Genomic DNA, 17559 nt, shown 5'->3' on the forward strand with positions numbered 1-17559 from the left:
GGTGCGCGCGGATGCCGTGTCCCGGCGCGCTGAGGGCGGTGCGGAACAACGGTGCGAAATGCCGTGTGGAGAAGCCCGTGGGCGACAGCCCGGGTGGGGGCGGGGCCCGGAGGGCGGAAGCGGCGGAACCCTGTCCCGGGGTCACGCCGTGAAGTCGTGCAGAACCGACTGGCACGAGGCGGCTGCGTCACCAGGCCACCCTCGTACGTATGGAAGGACATTAACTCGGCGGTAACTGTCGCGCCAGAGCGCGGAGATGTGACCTGTACCGCCCAAATGTACCGATCATCGATCATCGATCAACGCGTCCGAAAACGAACGGACCGGATCGGCCGGGCAGCGGCACGATCCGGTCCTGAAAGCTCAGTGGCTCAGTCGCTCAGCGGCTCAGTGGTGGGTGGCCAGGCTGTGGTCCCCGCCCGCGGCCACCGCGATCACTCCGCTCAGCGGTTGTGAGCAGGGCGCGGTCTGCCTCACCGCGCAGACCTGGACCGGTGTGCTCCGGTTGGCCGTCGTGCCGTCGCCGATCTGGCCGCTGAGGTTGTAGCCCCAGCCCTTCAGTGTGAGGTCCGACTGCAGTGCGAGGGTGTGATAGCCGCCTGCGGCGAACCCGATCACCCCGGTGAGGAAGGCGCCGCAGGGCGCGGTCTGCCCCTCGGCGCAGGTCTGGACCGGCGTGTTCCGGTGGGTCGTCGTGCCGTCCCCGAGCTGGCCGAAGCCGTTGTCCCCCCAGCCGCGGATCGTTCCGTCCGTGGGCAGCGCGAGACTGTAGTCCGCGCCCGCGGCGACCTCGTTCACGCCGGTGAGGAAGGCGGCGCAGGGCGCGGTCTGTCCCTGCGCGCAGACCTGGACGGGGAGATTGGTACTGGTGGTCGTGCCGTCGCCGAGCTGGCCGAAACCGTTGAAGCCCCAGCTGCGGACCGTGCTGTCGGTCATGTGCGCGAGGCTGTGGTAGCGGCCCGCCGCCACGTTCCCGGGCGCGCCGGTGAGGGCTGCCTGGACGGGCGTGGTGCTGTTGAACACGTTGCTGCCGTCGCCGAGCTGGCCGGAGGAGTTCAGGCCCCAGCTGTGCAGGGTCCCGCCGATCTGCACGGCGAGGTTGTGCCAGTACCCGGCGTCCAGGTTGGTGATGCCGGTGAGGAAGCTGCTGCACGGGGCGGTCTGGCCCGGCGCGCACACCTGGACGGGAGTGCTCCTGTCCGTGCTGGTGGCGTCACCGAGCTGACCGTATTCGTTGTCGCCCCAGGCGACGACGGTGCCGTCGGACCGCAGGGCGAGCGTGTGGGAGGCGCCGGCCGAGACGGCGACCACGTCGGTGAGTGGCCTCGAACAGGGCGCGCTCTGCCCCGGTGCGCACACCCGTACGGGCCTGTCGGTGCTGCGCGTGGTGCCGTTGCCCAACTGGCCGCGGTCGTTGAGACCCCAGGTCCACACGGTGCCGTCCGCGCGGAGGGAGACGGTGTGGCCGGCTCCGCCGTCAAGGTCGATGACCTGGCGGATGCGCGAGGTGCGGACCGGGACGGGACTGCTGCTCGTGCGGCCGTCGCCCAACTGGCCGAGAGTGCCGTTGCCCCAGGCGACCACGGGGCCGGGGGTGATGGCTCTCGTATGGTCCACGCGCGCGGCGAGCCCGGTGCCCGAGGAGATGGCGCTCGTCAGCAGTGCCGCGACGCAGACGGCCGCGGCTCGTCTCCGCAATGTCCGCACCGAGTCGCCGGGGCGTGGGAATCGCATGGCCATCCTCCCGTAGGTGTTTTCGGACGGCCTGTTGTCACGGGGGCCCGATCGGCGCCGAGTGACAGGGGCGGAATCCGGGGCCTCCGAGGCCGATCCACGGGCACCGAGCATGATGCGGAACCTCGGAGCCCGGGATCCCGACACGCGACCGGCTACGGCATTCGCCAACGGCATTCGGCCGACTGGCCCACTCCTCTAGGGTGGCCGCGTGAACGACGTGCTGGAGCGACTGCGGGCGGAAGCCGCCGGTTCGCCGGAGCGTGCGGAGTACGAGGTCCTCCTCGTGGCCCGCCCCGACGATCTGGCCGCCGCCCTGACCTCGGCCGGACTGCCGCTGTGGGCCCGCGAACTGGCCGCGTACCGCCTGGGCCTCGCCGGCGACCGCCGGGCCTTCGAGTCCCTGGTCCTGCTGCTGAACCACCGCGACCCGCCCCGCTGCGCGGCCGCCGCCGAGGCGCTGGCCGTCCTCGACGACCCGCGCACCGCCCGCGCGGCCGCCGCCCTCGCCACCAACGCCCTGCGCACGGCCTACGCCCTCCAGCCCGTCCGGCTGCTCACCGCCCTGCGCGCCCCGGAGTCGGCCCCCGCGCTGATGGCGACCCTCTCCCGGCTGCTGTCCCCGAACGACCCTTACTGGCGGGTGGCCCTCGCCTGCGTCGAGGGGCTCGGCGTCCTCGCCGACCCCCGCGCCCGCGAACTCCTCACCCGCGCCCAGTCCCACCCCCGCCTCGCGGTGGCGGCGACGGCTTCACTGCGCGCGCTCGACTGACATGATCACCGCATGAGCGAACACGGAGGCAACCACCTCACCCGCATATCCGCCCCGGAGGGCGTCAGTCCCGGAACCGGCTACCACCACGTGGTCTGGGGGACCGGACGGTTCGTCGCCGTATCCGGCCAGTGCGCCTTCGACGAGAAGGGCGAGATCGTCGGCGAGGGGGACCCGGCCGCGCAGGCCCGCCAGGTGTTCGAGAACCTGCGCCGCTGCCTGGCCGCCGCCGGAGCCGGCTTCGACGACGTGGTGAAGCTGACCTACTTCGTCACGGACGTCGCCCACCTCCCGGCCGTCCGGGAGGCGCGCGACGCCGTCATCCCCGCCGACCGGCTGCCGGCCTCCTCCGCCGTCCAGGTCGCCGCCCTGTTCCGGCCCGAACTGCTCCTGGAGATCGAGGCGTTCGCGGTACTGCCTGACTGAACGAGTTCAAACCCGAGGGGCTGAACAGGTTCAAACGGGGTTGCGGCCGGGGAGTACGCCCCACAGGGGCGGATCGACTTCAGGGGGCGCCGATGATGTTCGGGTATTCGGACGACTGGTGGGCGGTCCTGTTCGTCCCGGTGCTGCTGTGGGTGCCCTTCGGACCGTTCGCGATGGGCGCCCTGGGGGTGTGGTGCGCCCGCAGGCCCGGCCTGTGGCCGCGGCTGTGGGCGTGGCTGCTGCCGGTCCTGCCGGTCGGCGTCGCGGGGACGAATGCCGTGCTGCCCCTGGAATCCGTGGGCAGGGAGAACTGGCAGGAGGACTTCTTCGTCGGCTTCGTCGGGATCTACGTCGGAGCGATCACGGTACTGCCCTGGCTGCTCGGCTACGGCATCACCCGGCTGACGCGGGCCGTGCGCGGCCGTCGGCAAGGCGCCCGACCCGCCGTGGCGGGCGGGCCGGGCGCGCCGGGCATCCGGGACGAGACGGCCTAGCCCCGGAAGCCCAGCAGGCCGTGGAGGGCCGCGCCGCCCGCCGACGCGGGGAGGGCGCGGGTCGCCGCGGCCGGGGTCGGGGCCGGCTGGGCCGGGCAGGTGGCGTCGGTGGCCGCGCCCGTCTTCAGGTAGGCCGACACCTTCTCGTCCAGGCACTTGTTGCCGGCCAGCGAAATGCCGTGGTTGCCGCCGCCCTCCTCGACCACCAGGGCCGCGCCCTTCAGCTTCTCCCGCATGCTGAGTCCCCCTCCGAAGGGGGTCGCCGCATCCTCGGTGGCCTGGAGGAGCAGGGCCGGCGGGAGCGCCGCGTTGGTCACGTCCGGGGCCTGGAGCGGCGCCGCCGGCCAGAAGGCGCACGGGGCGTTGTACCAGGCGTTGTTCCAGGTCATGAACGGCGCCTTGGCGTGGGTCCGCCACATGTCGGCGCGCCACACGTTCCAGTCCCGCGGCCACGCCGAGTCCCGGCACTGCACCGCCGTGTACACGCTGTACGCGTTGCCTTCGGAGGGCTCCACCGCGCCGAACCGCTCGTACGCCGCCACCAGCGGCTTCGGGTCCTTGCCCACCGCGTACGCCGCGAACGCCGCCGCGAGGTTCGGCCAGTAGCCGTTGTAGTAGCCGCCCGGCATGAAGGTGTCCTCCAGCTCCGACGGGCCCACCTTGCCGCCCGCCGGAGTCGCCCGAAGCGCGTCGCGCATCTCGTACCAGCGCTTCTCGACCCGCACCGGGTCGGTGCCGAGCCGGTACGTGGCGTCGTACTTGGCCACCCAGGCGAGGAAGGCCTTGTGGCGGGCGTCGAAGGCCTGGTCCTGGGCGAGGTTGTCCCGGTACCAGACCCCGCTCGGGTCGACCACGGAGTCCAGGACGAGCCGGTGGACGCGGGTGGGGTGCAGCTTCGCGTACACGGCGCCCAGGTAGGTCCCGTAGGAGTAGCCGAAGTAACTGATCCGCTCCGCGCCGAGCGCACCGCGCAGCACCTCGATGTCGCGGGCGGCCGAGACGGTGCCGACGTGCGGGAGCACGTCCGCGTGCTTGTCCCGGCAGGACACGGCGAAGGACCGCACCCGCTCCAGGTTGGCCCGCTCGGTGGCCGCGTCGCGCGGCACGGAGTCGGGGCGCACCGGGGCGAAGTGTCCGGCTCCGCAGTCGAGCGCGGGCTCGCTCTTGCCGACGCCGCGGGGGTCGAAGCCGATCACGTCGTACTGCGCGGCCACGTCCTTGGGCAGGGCGGAGGCGACGAACCCGGCCAGGCCGCGGCCGCTGCCGCCGGGGCCGCCGGGGTTGACCAGCAGCGGACCCTGGGAGGTGGCGGCGGTGTGCGGGACCCGGGTCAGGGCGAGGGAGATCTGCCGCCCGTCGGGCCGGTCGTGGTCGAGGGGGACCTTGAGGGAGGCGCACTGCAGCGTCGGGTAGCGCGAGGTCGCGCAGCCGGTCCAGAGCAGGCCGGCAGCCCGCTCCGCCCGCTGCTGCGCCGAGGCGGCGGGCGCGGCCGTGACCGGGCTCGCCAGGGCGGCGGCGACGATTGCGGTGGAGATCGACATCAGCACGGCGGCGCGCTTCTTCAAGGGGTGCAGCATGGGGCCTCCCAGCCAGGGGTTCTGGGCGGAATCGTCCCGGAAACCGTGCCTGGAAGACGGGATTGCACTGCTTATTGGCCCGATGTGATGAGCCTTCAGGGGCCGTCCGAGTTCACAGCAGGGTCAACTGGGTCGCCCCGGCGGGCACGGGCTCGCTGGGTCGCTCCGGTACGAGGACCGCGCGGGCCGCGCCGCGCCGGGCGGGCCCGATGCCGAATTCGTCCGCGAGTTCGTGGACTTGGCGGGTGATCTGCCGCTGGTACCAGGTGGGCGCGTACGACCCGCCCGCGTACATCCGCTCGTACCGCGCGACGAGGTGCGGGTGGTGTTCGCCGAGCCAGGCCGTGAACCACTCGCGCGCCCCGGGCCGCAGATGGAGTACGAGGGGTGTCACGGAGGTCGCGCCGGACTCGGCGACGGCCCTGACCGTCTCCCGCAGCTGCTCCGGCGCGTCCCCGAGGAAGGGGATCACGGGGGCCATCAGCACCCCGCACTCGATCCCGGCGTCGGTCAGGGTCCGTACGGCGGCCAGCCGCGCGGCGGGGGAGGGGGTGCCGGGCTCGACGGTCCGCCACAGGGCGGTGTCGGTGAAGCCGACGGAGACCGAGATCCCGACCTCGGTGACCTCGGCGGCCTGCCGGAGGAGGGGGAGGTCGCGCAGGATCAGCGTGCCCTTGGTGAGGATCGAGAACGGGTTGGCGTGGTCGCGCAGCGCCTCGATGATCCCGGGCATCAGTCCGTAGCGGCCTTCGGCGCGCTGGTAGCAGTCCACGTTGGTGCCCATGGCGATGTGCGCGACGGGCCGGCGCCGCGAGCCCAGCTCGCGGCGCAGCAGCTCGGGGGCGTTGGTCTTGACGACGATCTGCGAGTCGAAGCCGAGGCCGGTGTCGAGGTCGAGATAGCTGTGCGTCTTGCGGGCGAAGCAGTACACACACGCGTGGGAGCAACCCCGGTAGGGGTTGACGGTCCATTCGAACGGCATGCGGGAGGCGCCGGGCACCCGGTTGACGATCGATCGGGCCCGCACCTCGTGGAAAGTGATCCCGCGGAACTCCGGGGTGTCGAACGTGCGGGTGACGACGGCGTCGGCCCCGAACAGCGCGGCGGGGCCGGTGGGGCCGTCGGTCAGGTTGTTCCAGCGCATGGGCGCCTCCCTCGGTACTGGCTGGCGCCGAGAATAGAACATACGTTCCCATGATCGTGCGGCATGGGAAACCAGATGGTCAGCGCGGTGGCGGGTGTGCGAGGGTGCGCCGCATGGCGGGATGGAGCATGACGGTGTGCCTCCCCGGGGAGGCACGGGACCGGGTCCACGAGGCGGTGGCCACGGCCATGGCGCCCTTCGGGCGCCTGGGCGAGGCCGAAGGGGAGCTCGGCCTCTGGGAGGCGTGGAGCATCGACGGCGGGGTGACGTATCAAGGCGTGCTCCGCGGCGGCCACCAGGTCCGGCCCGGCCACGAGAACGATCCCCGGCCGGTGTACGAGGACCCGGCGCGCGGCGGAGATCCCGTGCCGGGTTTGTGTGTGGGCGGGCCCCGCGGGCTGCCGGCCCTGGAGGAGTCGCGCGCGGCGGGGGAGCGGCTCGCGGGCCGGGCCTGGGACCTGTGGCACGAACTGGCCCGCGACCTCCCGCCCGCCGAGCCGTGCGGCGGCCGCGTGCGCAGCGGCGACGACCACTGCGGGTTCGGAGGGGAGCACAGCGCGTACGCGGGCCAGGAGCTGCCGGGGGCTTTCCGTACGGGGAAGGACGCCCTGCTCGCCGCGCACCGCGGCCCGCGGGTGGGCGGGGAATTCCTCCACCTGAACCACCCGGTCGAGGACCTCGCCCGGCTCGGCCGCGAGGAGTTCGTGCGCCGCGAGTCCGCCGCCTGCCTGCCCCACGAGGAGGTGCTCACCCTCGACGGCTGGTGGGTCGAGGGCGGGGAGGGGCCCGTGCACGCCGCCTGCCCCCTGCCCCGCTTCTGCGAGCACGCCCCGCCGCTCGCCCCGGGGCACGCCGGTGTGCAGGCGTATCTGGAGGCACTGCCGCCCGACACGCTGCTCGTGAACGTGCACTGCCGCGGCTGACACCGGGGCCGGCCCGGGGCCGGATTTGGGCCCCCGCCCCGGAGGTGGTTGGCTTCGGCGTGACGAGCGATCACAACTGCTGGAGGACTAGCTATGGCGCAGGTCGAGGCCACCACGGAGCGGATCATCGCGGCCGACGCGGAGACCGTGTTCGACGCGCTGGCGGACTACACCGGGACCCGGGGCAAGCTGCTGCCCGAGCACTTCAGCGAGTACGAGGTGCGCGAGGGCGGCGACGGCGAGGGCACCCTGGTGCACTGGAAGCTCCAGGCCACCAGCAAGCGCGTACGGGACTGCCTGCTGGAGGTCACCGAGCCCACCGACGGGCAGCTGGTGGAGAAGGATCGCAACTCCTCCATGGTCACCACCTGGCTGGTCACCCCGGCCGGTGAGGGCAAGTCCAAGGCCGTGGTCTCCACCGTGTGGGACGGCGCCGGCGGCATCGGCGGCTTCTTCGAGCGCACCTTCGCGCCCAAGGGCCTCGGCCGGATCTACGACACCCTGCTGGCCAACCTGGCCGCCGAGGTCGAGGCCTGAGCAAGGCTGTTGGCCCGAGGCCGGCCGGGCCCGGACCGGGCCCGAACCGGCCCGTCAGGGGCCGCCGTGCCCCCGGTGGTCCGCCCGGTGGGGCCCGGCCAGGCCGGTGAGGTTCGGCCCGGCCGGGGCCGCCCGCGCGGGGGTCCGGGGGCTCACCGGATCGGGTGGATTTCGCGGTCCGGGCCGGTCGGTCTGCGGGAGGTGGCCGGCGGGGCGGCGTGGGTCGGGTGGGATCCGGGGGAGACGGCCTAGGGTGGGGCCCTGAGAGACAGCGACCGTCCGGGGGGCCCGATGAAGATCCTCATCTCTGCCGACATGGAAGGCGCCACCGGCGTCACCTGGCCCGACGACGTGATGCCCGGCGCCCCCCAGTGGGAGCGCTGCCGGGGGTTGTTCACCTCCGACGTGAACGCGGCCGTCCTCGGTTTCCACGACGGCGGCGCCGACCAGGTCGTCATCAACGAGGCCCACTCCACGATGCGCAACCTGCTGCTGGAGCGCCTCGACGCCCGCGCCGAGATGCTCACCGGCCGCCACAAGTCCCTCTCCATGGTCGAGGGCGTCCAACGCGGCGACGTCGACGGGATCGCCTTCGTCGGCTACCACACGGGCGCCGGCTCCGAGGGCGTGCTCGCCCACACCTACCTCGCCAACTCGATCACCGGGGTCTGGCTGAACGGGGTCCGCGCGAGCGAGGGGCTGCTCAACGCGCACGTCGTGGCCGAGTACGGAGTCCCCGTCATCCTGGTCACCGGCGACGACCTGACCTGTGTGGACGCCGCCGGCTACGCCCCGGACGCGGTGACCGTCGCGGTCAAGGACCACGTCTCGCGCTACGCCGCCGTCTGTCGGACCCCCGCCCGTACCGCCGCCGACATCCGGGCCGCCGCCAAGGAGGCCACGGCCCTGGCGGGCCGCCGCGATCCCGTGCTCCGCGGGCCGCACACCGTGGAGTTGGAGTTCGACGCCGAGCACCTGTCCATGGCCGCCACCGTGATCCCGGGCGTCGAGCGGTCCGGGGAGCGCAGGGTCGCGTACACCAGCGAGACGATGTACGAGGGGATCCGCACCTTCAAGGCGGTCACGACGGTCGTCTCGGCGGCCGTGGAGGAGCAGTATGGCTGACATGCACGCAATCAACACCGAGGCCGTACCGGGAGACGCCGCCGGTGCCGTCGACGAAACGGCCCTCTCCGAGGCCGTCGAGTTCACCTCGGGTCTCATCCGCATCGACACCACCAACCGGGGCGGCGGCGACTGCCGCGAGCGCCCCGCCGCCGAGTACGTCGCCGAGCGCCTCGCCGCCGCCGGCGTGGAGCCGGTCCTGCTGGAGCGCACGCCCGGCCGCACCAACGTCGTCGCCCGGATCGAGGGCACCGACCCCTCCGCGGAAGCCCTCCTCGTCCACGGCCACCTCGACGTCGTCCCGGCCGAGGCCGCCGACTGGAGCGTGGACCCCTTCTCCGGCGAGATCCGCGACGGAGTGGTGTGGGGGCGCGGCGCCGTCGACATGAAGAACATGGACGCGATGGTGCTCGCCGTCGTACGGGCCTGGGCGCGCGCGGGAGTGAAGCCGCGCCGCGACATCGTGATCGCCTACACCGCCGACGAGGAGGACAGCGCCGTCGACGGCTCGGGCTTCCTCGCCGACCACCACCCGCACCTCTTCGAGGGCTGCACGGAGGGCATCGGCGAATCCGGCGCCTTCACCGTGCACCCGAACCCCGGTCAGGCCATCTACCCGATCGCGGCGGGCGAACGCGGCACGGCCTGGCTGAAGTTGACCGCGCGCGGCACGGCCGGGCACGGCTCCAAGCCCAACCGGGCCAATGCCGTCAGCCGGCTCGCCGCCGCCGTGGCGAGGATCGGCGAGTACGAGTGGCCGGTGCGGCTCACCGACACCGTCACCGCCTGCATCACCGAACTCGCCGCGCTGCAGGGCCTGTCGGTGGACCCGCGCCGGCCCGGCTTCGACCTCGACGCCGTTCTCGACAAGCTCGGCCCGGCCGCCACCCTGGTTGACGCGACCGTACGCAACAGCGCCAACCCCACGATGCTCAGCGCCGGTTACAAGCTCAACGTGATCCCCGAGCACGCCACCGCGTACGTCGACGGCAGGATGGTCCCGGGCGGCGAGGACGAGTTCATCACCACCCTGAACGAACTCACCGGACCCGACGTGCGGTGGGAGTTCCACCACCGGGAGGTGGCCCTCCAGGCCCCCGTCGACGGGCGGACGTACGCGATCCTGCGCGAGTCCGTCGAGCGGTTCGACCCGGACGGGCACGTGGTGCCCTTCTGCATGGCGGGCGGCACCGACGCCAAGCAGTTCTCCCGCCTCGGCATCACCGGCTACGGCTTCTCCCCCCTGAAGCTGCCGCCCGGCTTCGACTACTGGGCCCTCTTCCACGGCGTGGACGAGCGGGTCCCCGTCGACGCCCTGCACTTCGGCGTCCGCGTCCTCGACCGCGCGCTGCGGACCCTGTGAGCGGGTCCCGGTGATGGCGGCGCCGACCCGGCCCTACGGAAGCTGGCCCTCGCCCATCGACGCCGCCCTCGCCGCCTCGCTCGACGGGCGGCCCGAGTACCTCGGCACGGTCGGCCCCGAGGTGTGGTGGACCGAGCCCCGGCCGCGGGAGGCCGGGCGCCGCACCCTGGTTCGCCGCCGCATCACCGACGCGGGCCCCGAGATCACGGAGCTGCCCGCCCCGTGGAACGTGCGCAGCCGGGTCACCGAGTACGGCGGCCTGCCCTGGGCCGGGGCCGAACGGCCGAAGGACGGCCCCCTGTTGGTCTTCGTCCACTTCGCCGATCAGCGACTGTACGCGTACGAACCGGACGCGCCCGGCGGCCGCGAACCCCGCCCGCTCACGCCCGTCTCCACCGTCGGCGGCGGGCTGCGCTGGGCCGACCCGGTGCTGCGCGGGGGCGAGGTCTGGTGCGTGCTGGAGGAGTTCACCGGGCCCGCCCCCACCGACGTGCGCCGCGTCCTGGCCGCCGTACCGCTGGACGGGTCGGCGGCCGAAGACCGGTCCGCGGTACGGGAACTGACGGACGACCGGCACCGGTTCGGTACCGGCCCCCGGATCTCCCCCGACGGCCGACACGCCGCCTGGCTGGTGTGGGACCACCCCCGGATGCCCTGGGACGGCACCGAGCTGAGGCTCGCCGAGATCGACGGGGACGCGCTCGTGGGCCCCCGGACCGTGCTCGGCGGTCCCGAGGAGGCCGTCGCGCAGGTCGAGTGGACGGCAGGCGGAACCCTGCTCGCGGTGAGCGACCGCGGCGGCTGGTGGAACCCGTACCGAGTCGACCGGGAGACCGGAGAGGCGGTCAACCTGTGCCCGCGCGAAGAGGAGTTCGGCGGACCGCTGTGGAAGCCCGGGCTGCGCTGGATCGCCGCGCTTCCCGACGGGCTCGTCGCCGTCCTGCACGGGCAGGGCTCCTCCGTGCTCGGCGTCCTCGACCCGGACAGCGGAGACCTCGTGGACGCGGCCGGACCGTGGACGGCCTGGCAGCCGACGCTCGCCGTCAACGGCACCCGGATCTACGGGGTCGCCGCCAGCCCGCGCAGCGCGTACGAGGTCGTGGAGCTGGACACCGCCACCGGGCACGCCCGGGTGGTGGGGGCGCGGGCGACGGACCCGGTGGACCCGGCGTACTACCCGGAACCGCAGAGCCGGACCTTCCTCGGCCCCGACAACCGGGAGATCCACGCGCACGTCTACCCGCCGCACCACCCGGCCTGCCGGGCCGCCGCCGACGAACTGCCCCCGTACGTGGTGTGGGCGCACGGCGGCCCGACCGACCACGTCCCGCCCGTACTCGACCTGCACATCGCGTACTTCACCTCGCGCGGCATCGGCGTGGTCGAGGTGAACTACGGCGGCTCCACCGGCTACGGCCGCGCCTACCGGGAGCGGCTGCGCGAGCAGTGGGGCGTGGTCGACGTGGAGGACTGCGCGGCCGTGGCCCGGGCGCTGGCCGCCGAGGGCACCGCCGACCCGCGGCGGCTCGCCATCCGCGGCGCCAGCGCGGGCGGCTGGACGGCGGCCGCCTCGCTCGCCGCCACCGACCTGTACGCCTGCGCCGCGATCATCTACCCCGTACTGGACCTGCTCGGCTTCGCCGAAGAGACCCACGACCTGGAATCCCGCTACATCGACGGGCTGGCCGGGCCGCCGGGGACCCTCCCCGTACTGTCCCGCGAGCGCTCCCCGGTGGCCCGCGCCGACCGGATCAACGCCCCGTTCGTGCTGCTCCAGGGGCTGGACGACCCGGTCTGCCCGCCGGCCCAGGCGGAGCGCCTGCTCGCCGCCATGCGCGGCCGGTCGGTACCGCACGCCTACGTGGCCTTCGCGGGCGAGGGCCACGGCTTCCGGCGGGCGGAGACGATGATCCGGGCGCTGGAATCGGAACTCTCGCTGTACGCCCAGGTCTTCGGGATCGAACGCGCGGACGTCCCCCGTCTCGCCCTGCACGGCTGAAGCCTGTGGAGCCTGTGGCCTAGGTGTCCCGACGGCGCAGGAATCGGGTCCGGTCGCTCGTGCGCAGCCAGACCCGCAGCGGGCCGATCGCGGTGAAACCGTGCCGGAGCGCCGCGTCCAGGTCCTCCCCGGACTCGTAGCCGACCACGTCGTGCTCCGGCCAGCGGGCGGCGACCGCGCCGAGGGCGGCGGCCCAGGCCGCGTCGGTGTCGGCCTCGTCGTGCGCGAACAGGTTGGACACGCCGACGACGCCCCCGGCCCGGTTGACGACGGCTCCCGCGACGATGTCGCCTTCGCGACGGCCCGCCAGGAAGACGATCTCCTCGCCGAGCAGCACCGGGCGGAACAGCCCCGTGCTCTCCTCGCCGTCCCAGGCGGCCTCCCAGGCCGCCAGCTCACCGGCGTCGGCGACCTCGCTCCACTCCAGCCCGGAGGATCCCGCGGCCGGCGCCCCCGCCGCCGGGCGGTGGATCCACTGGGCGTCGAAGAGGACCTCGAAGCCGTCCCCCTCCAGGTCAAGGTTGGCGAAACTGTCCTTCACCGAGCAGCCGGGGCTGTCCGTGTCCATCCACCGCAGCAGGCTCTCCGCCTCCGTCTCCGGACTCAGCGTCACGGCGTCGGGGTACAGCGGAGGGGTCCGGCTCGTGCTGAGCCAGTAGTGCTCGTCCTCGAAGTCGGCCGGCAACTCGTGCGCCCGGCAGACCGCGTGACAGAAATGGGCGTTGTTCAGGGCCGCCGAGCGGAGCTTCGTGTCGAGATCATCCTTGGTCACGCCGGTGATGGTGTCATACACGTAGCCTGGGCCCGTGACCTTTTCCCCCTACCTCCGCGAGGGCTCCCACGTGGGCCTGCGACCCTTCCGGCTCGCCGACGGGCCCGAGTTCACCGCGCGGGCGCGCGAGAGCCGGGAGCTCCACCGCCCGTGGCTGTTCCCGCCCGCCACCATCGAGGAGTACGAGCCCTACGCGGCCCGGCTGATCGAGGGCGAGGGCCGCGCCGGGTTCCTCGTGTGCGAGCGGGAGACCGGGGGCATCGCCGGCTTCGTCAACATCAACAACATCGTCCGCGGGGCCTTCCAGTGCGGTGCCCTCGGCTACGGCGCCTTCGCCCACGCCGCCGGGCGCGGGCTCCTGCGCGAAGCCCTCGGGCTGGTCCTCGCGCACGCCTTCGCCCCGCAGACCGCGCAGGGCCTGGGCCTGCACCGCCTGGAGGCCAACATCCAGCCGGCCAACACCGCTTCGATCGCCCTCGTGCGGGGCGCGGGCTTCCGGCTGGAGGGTCTTTCCCCGGACTTCCTGTACGTGGACGGCGCCTGGCGCGATCACGAGCGCTGGGCCGTCACCGCCGAAACGACGGCACCCGAGGGGCCCGATCGCACAGGATGAGGGCATGCGAACCCTCGTGCTCCTCGATGCCCCGTCCAACCTCGGCCTGCGCCCGCCCGCGTCCGGAACCGTGCCCGGCGTCTACAAGCTCGCCGGGGCCCTGCGCGAACAGGGCCTCCTCGCCCGGCTCGGCGCGCGCGAGGGCGGGGTGGTGGTCCCGCCACGCTACGACCGCGGCGACTGGAAGGAAGGCGACGGCGTGTTCCACGCCGGGCCCCTGGCCGCGTACACCGTCACCCTCGCCGACCGGATCGAACGGCACCTGCGGGCGGGGGAGTTCCCGGTCGTGCTCGGCGGCGACTGCTCGATCCAGCTGGGCGCCGCCCTCGCGATGCGCAGGCTCGGCCGGTACGGACTGGCCGCGATCGACGGATCCGCCGACTTCCGCCATCCCGGCAACGAGGCGGTGAACGGGCCCGTGGGCGCGGCCGCCGGCGAGGAGCTGGCCCTGGCCACCGGGCGCGGCCAGGCCGATCTCGCCGACCTGGAAGGGCGGGCGCCGTACCTGCGGGACGAGGACGTACGCCTCTTCGGGCTGCGGGACGGGGACCCGGACCTCGCCGAGCTGAGGGCCGCCGGGATCCACGCGGCCACCGTCGGGGCGATCCGGGATCGGGGCGCCGGGCCGGTGGCGCGGTTCGCCCTGGACGGGCTGCACCCGCCGGTCACAGACGGCTTCTGGGTGCACCTGGACGCCGACGTACTGGACCCGGGCGTCATGCCGGCCGTGGACAGCCCCGACCCGGGCGGCCTGATCCCGGACGAACTCGCCGAACTCCTGGGCGTGTTGGTGAGCTCTCCGCGCTGCGTCGGGATGAACGTCACCGTCTACGACCCGGATCTGGATCCGGACGGGCGTGCGGGCGCCCTGCTGGCCGACCTGGTCGCGGGGGCCTTTGCGTAATCCTGACCGGTGGTGATGCGCGGAACCACTGTGCATCGGCCTCCGTGGCGTGTTCCATTTCCCTCATGGCCACCACCGTCCGACGCGCCGTACTGTCCCTTCCCGCAGCCCCGCTGGGCCCCGACAACCCGCTGCCCGCCCTGCGCACCGCAGACGAGGTGCACGTGTTGGACCAGCGCTCGCGGGAAGGGATGCCGCGCGACATGGCGCGGCAGCTCGGGTACGAGCCGCTGCGCTCGCTGCTCCCCGTCCGGATCCGGGACGGGTACCAACGGGATCGCGCCGAGGCCGAGTTCGAGTCGATCGTCATCGAGAACGAACACTTGAGAATCACCGTGCTCCCGGGCCTCGGCGGGCGGATCCACTCGCTCGTGCACCTGCCCACCGGCCGGGAACTGCTCTACCGCAACCCGGTGTTCCAGCCCGCGAACTTCGCCCTGAACGGGGCCTGGTACTCGGGTGGCATCGAGTGGAACATCGGTGCCACCGGCCACACCACCCTCTCGTGCGAGCCGTTGCACGCCGCGCTCGTCCCCGCCCCGGACGGAGGCGTGATGGTCAGGCTGTGGGAGTGGGAACGGCTGCGCGACCTGCCGTTCCAGGTGGACCTGTGGCTGCCCGAGGACTCGGAGTACCTGTACGTGGGCGTCCGCGTGCGCAATCCGCACGAGCGGCCGGCGCCGGTGTACTGGTGGTCCAACATCGCCGTCCCCGAGGACGCGGGCACCCGGGTCCTCGCCCCCGCCGACGAGGCCTGGCACTTCGGGTACGAGCGCTCGCTGCGGCGGATCCCCGTACCGGAGTGGGAGGGCGCGGACCGCACGTACCCGCTGCGCAGCGAGTACCCGGCCGACTTCTTCTACGAGGTGCAGGACGCGACCCGGCCCTGGATCGCCTCGCTGGACTCCGAGGGGTTCGGGCTGGTGCAGACCTCCACCGGGCGGCTGCGCGGACGCAAGCTCTTCGTGTGGGGAGCGGGCCGTGGCGGGCGGCGCTGGCAGGAGTGGCTGACCGAGCCGGGCACGGGTGGGTACGCGGAGATCCAGGCGGGGCTGGCCCGGACCCAGCTGGAGCACGTACGGCTGGAAGGCGGGGCGGAGTTCAGCTGGCTGGAGGCGTACGGGCCGCTGACGGCGGAGCCGGCCGCCGTGCACGGGGCGGACTGGGCGGAGGCGCGGGGCGCGGCCGAGCGGGCGCTGTCCCGGGCGCTGCCGGGCGAGCGGGTGGAGGCGGCGTACAAGGCGTGGCGCGAGTGCGCGGACACCGAACCGGGGGAGCGGCTGGCCACCGGCTCCGGCTGGGGGGCGCTGGAGGTGATGTGCGGGGGCTTCGGGCTGCCGGGCACCCCGTTCGAGGAAACGGGGCTGGGCGAGGCGCAGGCCCCGTGGGTGGAGCTGTGGCGCACCGGGGTCTTCCCCACCCCGAAGCGGGTGTCGCCGCCGGGGCCGAGCCTGGTGGCCGTGCACTGGCGGGACATGCTGGAAACCGCCCCGGCGGATCCGCTGACCGAGTACCACCTGGGCGTGGCGCAGTGGCACGCGGGGGACGTGGCGCAGGCGGTACGGAGTTGGGAGCGCGGGCTGGCGCTGGCCCCGTCGAGGTGGCCGCTGCTGAGGTGCCTCGCGGCGGCGGACGCGCTGGCCGGTGACCCGGCGCGGGCGGCGGACGGCTTCGCGGAGGCCTTCGACGACCTGCTGGCGGAGAGCCGGGGCGGCGAGGCCTGGACGGCCGCGGAGTCCGCGCTGGGGCGTGAGGCGATGGCGGCCCTGCTGTCCGCCGGCCGCCTGCCCGCGGCCCGGTCCGTCTGGGACCGGCTCCGGCCGGCCCTGCGCGAACAGGGTCGCTTCCGGCTGCTCGCCGCCCGGCTTCTGGCCGCGGAGGGCCATATGGCCGCGGCGCGCCGGGTCTTCGACGAGGGCTTCACGGTCGCGGACCTCCGCGAGGGCGAGGAGACCCTGGCGGAGGTCTGGTCGACCCTCACCGACTGCCCCCTCCCGTCCCGGTACGACTTCGGCATGCGCCCGCCGGTGTAGGAGGCCGGAGCCGATCGGCTGCGCCGCCGCCGAGGCTGGACGTGCCGCTGCGCGGCACCCCGGGGCTCCGCCCCGGACCCCGCGCCTCAAACGCCGGCGGGGCTGGATCTGGCCGGCGTGGACCGGCGAGTGCGCCTGGCGCAACCTTGCGTCCGGGCGGGCAATGGCGCTCCGCGCCAATCCCGCCCGGCGGGCTGGATGCCCCGGGGGCAATACCAGCCCCGCCGGCGTTTGAGGCGCGGGGTCCGGGGCGGAGCCCCGGCAGTGGAGCCGCAGGCGGCCCAGGGACCCCGACCGCCCCGGAGGGGTCAGGCTCGGCAGAGGATTTCGCCGTTCAGGACCGAGAACCAGGCGTCAGGTTCGGCACCCCAGGCGCGCCACGCGTCGGCGATCCCGGCCAGCTCCGCGGCAGTCGCGTGGCCGCCGTCGGTGGCGATCTTCGCGTACGACGAGGCCGTCGTGCGGTCCGCCCACAGGGAGGACCACCAGGCCGCCTCCTCGGGAGTGGCGTAGACCCAGTTGGTCGCGCTGGAGGTCACGTCCGTGAAGCCCGCCGCGCGGGCCCACGCGCGCAGCCGCCGGCCCGCGTCCGGTTCGCCGCCGTTGGCGCGGGCCACCCGCTGGTACAGGCTCTGCCACTGGTCCAGGCCCGGCGTCGCCGGGTACCAGGTCATCGCCGCGTAGTCGGCGTCCCGTGCCGCCACGATCCCGCCCGGCCTGCACACCCGCCGCATCTCGCTCAGCGCCCGCACCGGGTCGCCCACGTGCTGCAGCACCTGGTGGGCGTGGACCACGTCGAAGGAGTCGTCGGGGAAGTCCAGCGCGTGGACGTCCGCGGTGGCGAACTCCACACCCGTCACCCCGCGTTCCGCCGCGTACGCCCGGGCCTGCTCGATGACGTCCTCGGCCGCGTCGACCGCCGTGACGCGGCCGCCCGGCGCGACCAGCTCCGCCAGGTCGGCGGTGATCGTGCCCGGCCCGCAGCCCACGTCCAGGACGGACATCCCGGGCCGCAGTTCGCCGATCAGGTACGCCGCCGAGTTCTCCGCGGTGCGCCAGCGGTGCGAGCGCAGGACCGACTCGTGGTGGCCGTGCGTGTAGACGGCCGTCTCATGGGCGTTCATCGCGTACTCCTCGTCGTCG

The 17559-nt window shown here is 73.7% G+C and carries 16 protein-coding genes; 11 read left to right on the forward strand and 5 right to left on the reverse strand.

The genetic code is table 11. The annotated features are described in order from the left end of the window. Positions 1–387 precede the first annotated feature (387 nt). Positions 388–1734, reverse strand: coding sequence for an RCC1-like domain-containing protein (locus ACFV9H_RS05025; RefSeq protein ID WP_385393434.1), 1347 nt, complete (start codon positions 1732–1734; stop codon positions 388–390). A gap of 211 nt (positions 1735–1945) precedes the next feature. Between ACFV9H_RS05025 and ACFV9H_RS05030 the strand changes: the two genes are divergently transcribed. The 3 genes from ACFV9H_RS05030 (at position 1946) to ACFV9H_RS05040 (ending at position 3426) form a co-directional block, all read left to right on the forward strand. Continuing rightward, entirely contained in the window at positions 1946–2506 is a 561-nt protein-coding gene (locus tag ACFV9H_RS05030; RefSeq protein ID WP_385393437.1) for an adenylosuccinate lyase, read from the forward strand. A 12-nt stretch (positions 2507–2518) separates the two neighbouring features. Then, the gene (locus ACFV9H_RS05035) at positions 2519–2932 is read left to right on the forward strand and encodes a RidA family protein (RefSeq protein ID WP_385393439.1); all 414 of its coding nucleotides are present in this window, start codon (positions 2519–2521) and stop codon (positions 2930–2932) included. A gap of 92 nt (positions 2933–3024) precedes the next feature. Further along, on the forward strand, positions 3025–3426 hold the full coding sequence (locus ACFV9H_RS05040; RefSeq protein ID WP_385393442.1) for a hypothetical protein: 402 nt from the start codon (positions 3025–3027) through the stop codon (positions 3424–3426). Here the strand turns inward: ACFV9H_RS05040 and ACFV9H_RS05045 are convergent. Continuing rightward, complete coding sequence (locus ACFV9H_RS05045; RefSeq protein WP_385393444.1) at positions 3423–5003, reverse strand: alpha/beta hydrolase; 1581 nt, start codon at positions 5001–5003, stop codon at positions 3423–3425. The genes ACFV9H_RS05040 and ACFV9H_RS05045 overlap by 4 nt on opposite strands. A gap of 112 nt (positions 5004–5115) precedes the next feature. After that, positions 5116–6147, reverse strand: a complete 1032-nt coding sequence (locus ACFV9H_RS05050; protein WP_385393447.1) for an Rv2578c family radical SAM protein — start codon at positions 6145–6147, stop codon at positions 5116–5118. Between the two features lie 113 nt (positions 6148–6260). On the opposite strand from ACFV9H_RS05050, the gene ACFV9H_RS05055 reads away from it, so the two are divergent. The 5 genes from ACFV9H_RS05055 (at position 6261) to ACFV9H_RS05075 (ending at position 12094) form a co-directional block, all read left to right on the forward strand. Further along, complete coding sequence (locus ACFV9H_RS05055) at positions 6261–7070, forward strand: hypothetical protein (RefSeq protein ID WP_385393450.1); 810 nt, start codon at positions 6261–6263, stop codon at positions 7068–7070. A gap of 93 nt (positions 7071–7163) precedes the next feature. Further along, the gene (locus ACFV9H_RS05060; protein ID WP_385393452.1) at positions 7164–7607 is read left to right on the forward strand and encodes an SRPBCC family protein; all 444 of its coding nucleotides are present in this window, start codon (positions 7164–7166) and stop codon (positions 7605–7607) included. A 291-nt stretch (positions 7608–7898) separates the two neighbouring features. After that, positions 7899–8732, forward strand: a complete 834-nt coding sequence (locus tag ACFV9H_RS05065; RefSeq protein ID WP_385393455.1) for a M55 family metallopeptidase — start codon at positions 7899–7901, stop codon at positions 8730–8732. Next, a complete protein-coding gene (locus ACFV9H_RS05070; protein WP_385393458.1) occupies positions 8725–10095 on the forward strand; it encodes a M20/M25/M40 family metallo-hydrolase in 1371 nt (456 codons plus the stop codon). Before ACFV9H_RS05065 ends, ACFV9H_RS05070 begins: the two co-directional genes overlap by 8 nt. A 13-nt stretch (positions 10096–10108) precedes the next feature. Beyond that, on the forward strand, positions 10109–12094 hold the full coding sequence (locus ACFV9H_RS05075; RefSeq protein WP_385393460.1) for a prolyl oligopeptidase family serine peptidase: 1986 nt from the start codon (positions 10109–10111) through the stop codon (positions 12092–12094). Positions 12095–12113: 19 nt separating this feature from the next. On the opposite strand, the gene ACFV9H_RS05080 is transcribed toward ACFV9H_RS05075, so the two are convergent. After that, the gene (locus ACFV9H_RS05080) at positions 12114–12866 is read right to left on the reverse strand and encodes a hypothetical protein (RefSeq protein WP_385393462.1); all 753 of its coding nucleotides are present in this window, start codon (positions 12864–12866) and stop codon (positions 12114–12116) included. 34 nt (positions 12867–12900) lie between these two features. Here ACFV9H_RS05080 and ACFV9H_RS05085 point away from each other — a divergent pair, with 34 nt between their 5' ends. The 3 genes from ACFV9H_RS05085 (at position 12901) to ACFV9H_RS05095 (ending at position 16416) form a co-directional block, all read left to right on the forward strand. Further along, complete coding sequence (locus tag ACFV9H_RS05085) at positions 12901–13479, forward strand: GNAT family N-acetyltransferase (RefSeq protein WP_385393464.1); 579 nt, start codon at positions 12901–12903, stop codon at positions 13477–13479. Positions 13480–13483: 4 nt separating this feature from the next. After that, positions 13484–14383: an arginase family protein gene (locus tag ACFV9H_RS05090; protein WP_385393466.1), complete on the forward strand. Its 900-nt coding sequence runs from the start codon at positions 13484–13486 to the stop codon at positions 14381–14383. Positions 14384–14448: 65 nt separating this feature from the next. Continuing rightward, positions 14449–16416, forward strand: coding sequence for a DUF5107 domain-containing protein (locus ACFV9H_RS05095; protein ID WP_385393468.1), 1968 nt, complete (start codon positions 14449–14451; stop codon positions 16414–16416). A 308-nt stretch (positions 16417–16724) separates the two neighbouring features. Here the strand turns inward: ACFV9H_RS05095 and ACFV9H_RS05100 are convergent, their stop codons facing one another. Then, positions 16725–17540 carry a class I SAM-dependent methyltransferase gene (locus ACFV9H_RS05100; RefSeq protein WP_385393527.1) on the reverse strand — a complete coding sequence of 272 codons (816 nt, stop codon included), beginning with the start codon at positions 17538–17540 and terminating at the stop codon, positions 16725–16727. Positions 17541–17559: the final 19 nt, after the last annotated feature.

This window comes from Streptomyces sp. NPDC059874, assembly GCF_042731135.1.
In the GTDB taxonomy this organism is placed as follows: domain Bacteria; phylum Actinomycetota; class Actinomycetes; order Streptomycetales; family Streptomycetaceae; genus Streptomyces.

Excerpts from the sequence above, each read along its gene's own strand:
- ACFV9H_RS05075 (WP_385393460.1), top strand. The coding sequence starts at position 10,109 with ATGGCGGCGCCGACCCGGCCCTACGGAAGCTGGCCCTCGCCCATCGAC.
- ACFV9H_RS05070 (WP_385393458.1), top strand. The coding sequence starts at position 8,725 with ATGGCTGACATGCACGCAATCAACACCGAGGCCGTACCGGGAGACGCC.
- ACFV9H_RS05060 (WP_385393452.1), top strand. The coding sequence starts at position 7,164 with ATGGCGCAGGTCGAGGCCACCACGGAGCGGATCATCGCGGCCGACGCG.
- ACFV9H_RS05040 (WP_385393442.1), top strand. The coding sequence starts at position 3,025 with ATGATGTTCGGGTATTCGGACGACTGGTGGGCGGTCCTGTTCGTCCCG.
- ACFV9H_RS05065 (WP_385393455.1), top strand. The coding sequence starts at position 7,899 with ATGAAGATCCTCATCTCTGCCGACATGGAAGGCGCCACCGGCGTCACC.
- ACFV9H_RS05035 (WP_385393439.1), top strand. The coding sequence starts at position 2,519 with ATGAGCGAACACGGAGGCAACCACCTCACCCGCATATCCGCCCCGGAG.
- ACFV9H_RS05100 (WP_385393527.1), bottom strand. The coding sequence starts at position 17,540 with ATGAACGCCCATGAGACGGCCGTCTACACGCACGGCCACCACGAGTCG.
- ACFV9H_RS05090 (WP_385393466.1), top strand. The coding sequence starts at position 13,484 with ATGCGAACCCTCGTGCTCCTCGATGCCCCGTCCAACCTCGGCCTGCGC.
- ACFV9H_RS05045 (WP_385393444.1), bottom strand. The coding sequence starts at position 5,003 with ATGCTGCACCCCTTGAAGAAGCGCGCCGCCGTGCTGATGTCGATCTCC.
- ACFV9H_RS05055 (WP_385393450.1), top strand. The coding sequence starts at position 6,261 with ATGGCGGGATGGAGCATGACGGTGTGCCTCCCCGGGGAGGCACGGGAC.
- ACFV9H_RS05050 (WP_385393447.1), bottom strand. The coding sequence starts at position 6,147 with ATGCGCTGGAACAACCTGACCGACGGCCCCACCGGCCCCGCCGCGCTG.
- ACFV9H_RS05025 (WP_385393434.1), bottom strand. The coding sequence starts at position 1,734 with ATGCGATTCCCACGCCCCGGCGACTCGGTGCGGACATTGCGGAGACGA.
- ACFV9H_RS05095 (WP_385393468.1), top strand. The coding sequence starts at position 14,449 with ATGGCCACCACCGTCCGACGCGCCGTACTGTCCCTTCCCGCAGCCCCG.